Annotated in this window: 3 protein-coding genes and 2 pseudogenes; 3 read left to right on the plus strand and 2 right to left on the minus strand. The window is 58.1% G+C overall.

The window, feature by feature from the left end; all coding sequences use genetic code 11:
- Both E1297_RS03995 and E1297_RS04000 read left to right on the plus strand, forming a co-directional pair.
- A pseudogene (locus E1297_RS03995) lies at positions 1 to 454 on the plus strand (hypothetical protein); the annotation flags it as partial.
- Between the two features lie 113 nt (positions 455 to 567).
- Complete coding sequence (locus E1297_RS04000) at positions 568 to 780, plus strand: hypothetical protein (protein WP_155134200.1); 213 nt, start codon at positions 568 to 570, stop codon at positions 778 to 780.
- Here the strand turns inward: E1297_RS04000 and E1297_RS04005 are convergent.
- Together E1297_RS04005 and E1297_RS04010 are read right to left on the minus strand one after the other, a co-directional pair.
- A complete protein-coding gene (locus E1297_RS04005) occupies positions 777 to 3,656 on the minus strand; it encodes a UvrD-helicase domain-containing protein (RefSeq protein WP_368669456.1) in 2,880 nt (959 codons plus the stop codon). The two genes, E1297_RS04000 and E1297_RS04005, sit on opposite strands and share 4 nt — an antisense overlap.
- Positions 3,657 to 3,791: 135 nt before the next feature.
- Entirely contained in the window at positions 3,792 to 4,154 is a 363-nt protein-coding gene (locus E1297_RS04010; RefSeq protein WP_196223185.1) for a hypothetical protein, read from the minus strand.
- Positions 4,155 to 4,385: 231 nt separating this feature from the next.
- On the opposite strand from E1297_RS04010, the pseudogene E1297_RS04015 reads away from it, so the two are divergent.
- Positions 4,386 to 4,571, plus strand: a pseudogene (locus E1297_RS04015) (hypothetical protein); the annotation flags it as partial.

Consider the following 4,571-nt stretch of genomic DNA (forward strand, 5'->3'; position numbering starts at 1 on the left):
CGTGGACAACGCCAACGGCATCGTCGACCAGCCCCGGCTGCCGCGCTTCAAGGCGTACACGAACTACGACAACTACGTCGGTGTCGGGACCTGGACGAAGATCGGGCTGAACAACACCGACACCAACGACCAGGGCGCGTTTGACGCCGCGAACAACCACTTTGTGGCCCCGGTGGACGGCACCTACCTCTTCGGCGCGACGTTGCTCTACAAGGTCAATTCCAGCACCACCGCGCGAATGCGGGGGCGGCTCGTCCTGAACGGCGCAACCGAAATTCGCGGTTCTTTCGGTGAGAGCTCCGCCACCCATGTTTCACTCGCCACCGCCATCTGGCTGCAGACGATGGTGCCATTGACGGCGGGCGATACCGTTGAGCTTCAGGGGTATTTCCGGGTCGCGGACGGCTACTTCGCCGCCGACCACACGTCCCTTTGGGGTTACAAGGTCGGTTGAGCGGCAGAATGAGGATTCGATGACACCGCCACGTTCCGAGGGCTTCTTGCGCGAGCGCACTGGTCGCCTGGCGGAACGCGTAGACACAGCTTCGCTAGTGATGGAGCGATTTCATGAATGGCGGTATTGAAGCACTGCAGGCGCGCAAGGCGGCGGGTCCCGCGCCAGTTAAGAAACAAACAGCTCTTCGGGTGGCAGCCCCGCTGTTTGAGGCTCCGCTAGCGGACCGAAAGAACTGGACCTTGGCGCGCCAGGCCCATGAAATTGCACTCGAGGAAGGCTACAATAACAGTCGGCCGCAGTTGTCCAACGCTCGGGTATGCTAGTGCTTGACCTTAACCGCTGAGGAACTCCGCCGAACTGACGAAATCTGGGCTTTCCCGACACAAGAGGGATACCGAACGCAACCGAGGAAACGACCGTATCGACCGCTCCGTTCGACAAGCCAGCCATTTTCGCATTCCGGGCAGGTCGGATAGCTAGCGCCGCAACCACATCGAACCTCGAGTGTTCCATCTACGCGGCGTGGCAGGGTCGTTCCGCAGGATGCGCAGGCAGGTAGAAGGTTTCCGCAGTGCTGGACATGCTCGCAGCGATACCAGATGCGACAGTCCTTGCCGGTCACACACAACAATCGCCCACCGCATTCACCGCACACTTGGGCTTCGGGTTCAGCTCCCGGGACTGTCGAAATCCCATAGGCGGGGTCTTTCCGAAGCTCGGTTACGAAAGACGACGGCCTGGCGTTTGAGGCAAGAATTGTTAGTGTGTGCCGGGCTCGGGTCATCGCGACATACATGACGCGCCGCTCTTCGGCGTTCTGGAACGCATCCTCCTCAGGTGACACCAGAGACAGGAGGGGGTCATCGACGATCTCTGAAGGAAACCCCGTGCGTCCGCTATCGGCATTAAGCAAGATGACGTGGTCTGCCTCCAGACCCTTGGACGCATGGATGGTCTTGAAGCTGATCTTCAGCCGCGGAAAAAGTCGCCTCAGAACCGGCAAGTCTGGCTCGACGAAGCGGTAACGGCCGAGAAGCAGCACCCTCGTAGGCTTCGCCTCCGGCGCCACAGAGGCGGACAATTCGGCAAGCGCCTCGGACAGTTTCCCTTCATACTCGCCCTTGGGCACAGTCAAGATCCTGATGGCGGGTTCGGTCGCGGTCCCGGCCGGGACGATCTGCTTCTGAATCTGTGCCGGGTTCCGCAGAACGAAGGTTCGGGCAGCGAAGGCGATCTGATCGACCGACCGGAAGGTGCGCCCGAGATCGACGGTCCGGTGCACGCCAGCCTCACCATCGAAGCTGCCGCCGAACTCCCGCCCGAAATGACGCATCATATGGATATCAGAGCCAGCGAAGCGGAAGATCGACTGCCAGTCGTCACCAACTGCGAAGATGCGCGCATCCGGATGCTGAGCCTTCAGCGCCTTCACCAACCGGGCTCTACTTTGAGAGATGTCTTGGAATTCGTCGACCAAGATGTGACGGAACGGGCTCTTGTAGCGGCGGGTTTCGGCATAGTGGGCGGCGCGCAGGATCATGTCCTCAAAGTCGATACGGCCACCGAGGCGCTTCTGGTATTCTTCGAAGACCGGCGCGAAGACGTCAAGGAACGCTCGGGCGCGCTTGCCCTGCTTCATCTGTTCGGATTTGGTCTCGCATTCCTGCAAGGTGTAACCACCGCTCTTGAACTTGCGCAGGAAGGTTCCAAGCATTTTCGAGAAATCGTCGACCTGCTTCAACTCGACGATCCGGTCATAAATCGTATCGACAGATCGGGGTTTCAGGGTGACATGCGGCGACAGCTTTTCCGCAAGCCCGGTCAGCAGACGCCGCTCCTGCCGCTCATAGCTATAGGTCTCAATAAGGGTTGTGTCATGCGCGGCGTGGACCTGCCGCTTCCATTCTATGCCAGAGAGGTATTCGTCGCGATCTATGAACGGCGCCGTAGTCAGCCGTTCGCTGCCGTCGTCCATTTTCTGGCGCCGCACCCCGAAATGCTCAATGTAGATGCCGCTCTCGATGAGGCGGAAGTCCGGCTGGTAGTCGCGTCTTCCGGTTTCGGCGATCTTGTATTCGTAAACCGGCTCGTACACGTACTCGACGCCGTTCTCATACAGCCAATTGGCGATCTGCAGCTCTTCGTAACTCTTGACCCTTTCACCCTGCAAAGTGCGCAGGTCTTGGGTTTCCATGTGGGTGTAGAAGCCATCTTTGGTTTGGAAGTCCCATTCGGTGTTCGGCTCGACTAGAAAATGCGCGAAGAATTGGATGATCGCCTTCGACACCTCTGACAGCTGGTGGACGAGGTCCTTCAGAATCTGCTTGATCAGGTTGGTGAATGCCATGTCGTCGGCGGCATGGTCGGCCAAGGCAGGCTTCGACCCTTCGACGCTTCCGATGATGTCATAGGCGATTGCGTGGAAGGTCCGCGCCACTATCGGCACACCAGATCGGGCCTCTACCCGTTCCGACATTTCCTCCGCCGCGTTCTTCGCGAATGCCAGAAGCAGGATTTCTTCTGGCTGGCGGATGCCCGCCTTGACGAGGTAGGCCGCCTTGGCGGTGATGACACTGGTCTTCCCCGATCCTGCCCCAGCAAGGACGAGCGTTGCATCCTCATCAATAACGACCGAAAGGCGTTGTTCTGGCGTCAGAGGCATGCTTTCGATGGTGTCGAAGAATTCCTTCCGGCGGTCCAGTTCAGCGGTGACGAATACGTTTATGCCATTCGCCCGCAATGAGCTCGGCTCAGCTGCGAATTTTCGGACCGGAGCAATGCGTTCGGCGGCCTCGGCACCGATGGCTTCGGCTTTCAGCTTTGACAGTAGTGAAGCATCCAATGCTCGGGCGTCGTCCAGCAGTGGTGTGACCGCACAGGCGGCAGGGTAGCGGGACGGTGCCGTCAGCGACTGCACCTCAGCGCGGATCCTGTCCAATCGCTCTGCTTCCTTCTCAAGTGCGCCTACATTAAAGTGGACCCATGCTTTCTTGAGATCTTCTGAAAACGCGTTGGCTTTACGATATCCAGCCCACTTCAGGATTACGTTGTCATCAGTTTCAGTCTTTATCGTCAGCGTTGCGCCGAAAACTCCCTTCTTGATTGCCGGTGAGCACGTCAGTGACTGCAATGAAATCTTCGCCGTTCGATTTCGCCATTTAGCTTTTAGCTCGTCGTCGTGGAGTTCTAAGCTCCGCACCGACTTTCCGAGCGGATCGGCAAAGAGTGCTAAAAATAGTCGAGTATATAGTTGAATCAATGTACTGAACCTTACCGTCCTATAGTTGGGCTACAGAACAAGGTTTAAGTCTCTGACGTGCGATCATTGATGCAGTCAACCACGCTGCCACGCATGCCGCAGTCGAGATAGATGACATTGGCTTCCACCCACAGCGGATCGCAGAGTAACGGGGTTCACACTACGGGTCGGAGTCGGCGCGGCATCATAGGCTGGTAGTTCAGTAATCCATGCGTCGTCGCTGTCCATGACGCCGTCAGCCAATGACCGAAGCTGTGCGAGATAACGGCTGGCGTCGGTCTTCAGGACCTGTGCAGCATAGTCGAAGCCTCGGACATATGTCTGGGCACTATTGGCGTAGATCATGTTGTCCGGAGCCTGGCCGATATAGTGGTTCAGGTCGGCGGACGCCTGGTTCACCGATAACCCAAACTGCTCCATCAAGTCGCTTCGGTTCACAAACCCCTCCCAAAACAAGCAGAACTCGATGAACTCAAGTCGCTGTGCACCCTCCCAACGAAGCTCTGCTTTGGCGTTCTACACGTTCCACTACTCGTTTGGCGCGAAGAAATGTTCGCCCATTTCTTGTGTTGAATGCGTGGTAGCGGGGAGTCGTGTCGGGTTCAATCGAAATCCTGCGTGGTTTCGTGGGTTTGCACGAATTAATACGGCCGCTCAGCAAACGGCAGATTGGGGCTCGCTGTTCACGCCCGGCTGGGCCTCCGCAGCACGGCCGATACGTCGAACCCGTTCTCGGCCAAGCTGAACGCCGCGCTCTGGACGGCAAGGACCTTGGCCGAGGGCGGTACCGGCGATCTGTTCTACACCATGAGCAAGGAGGCGAGCGGCGACGATCTCGGGCTGACGCTGCAGACC

The sequence above is a fragment of the Roseibium sp. RKSG952 genome (genome assembly GCF_009711355.1).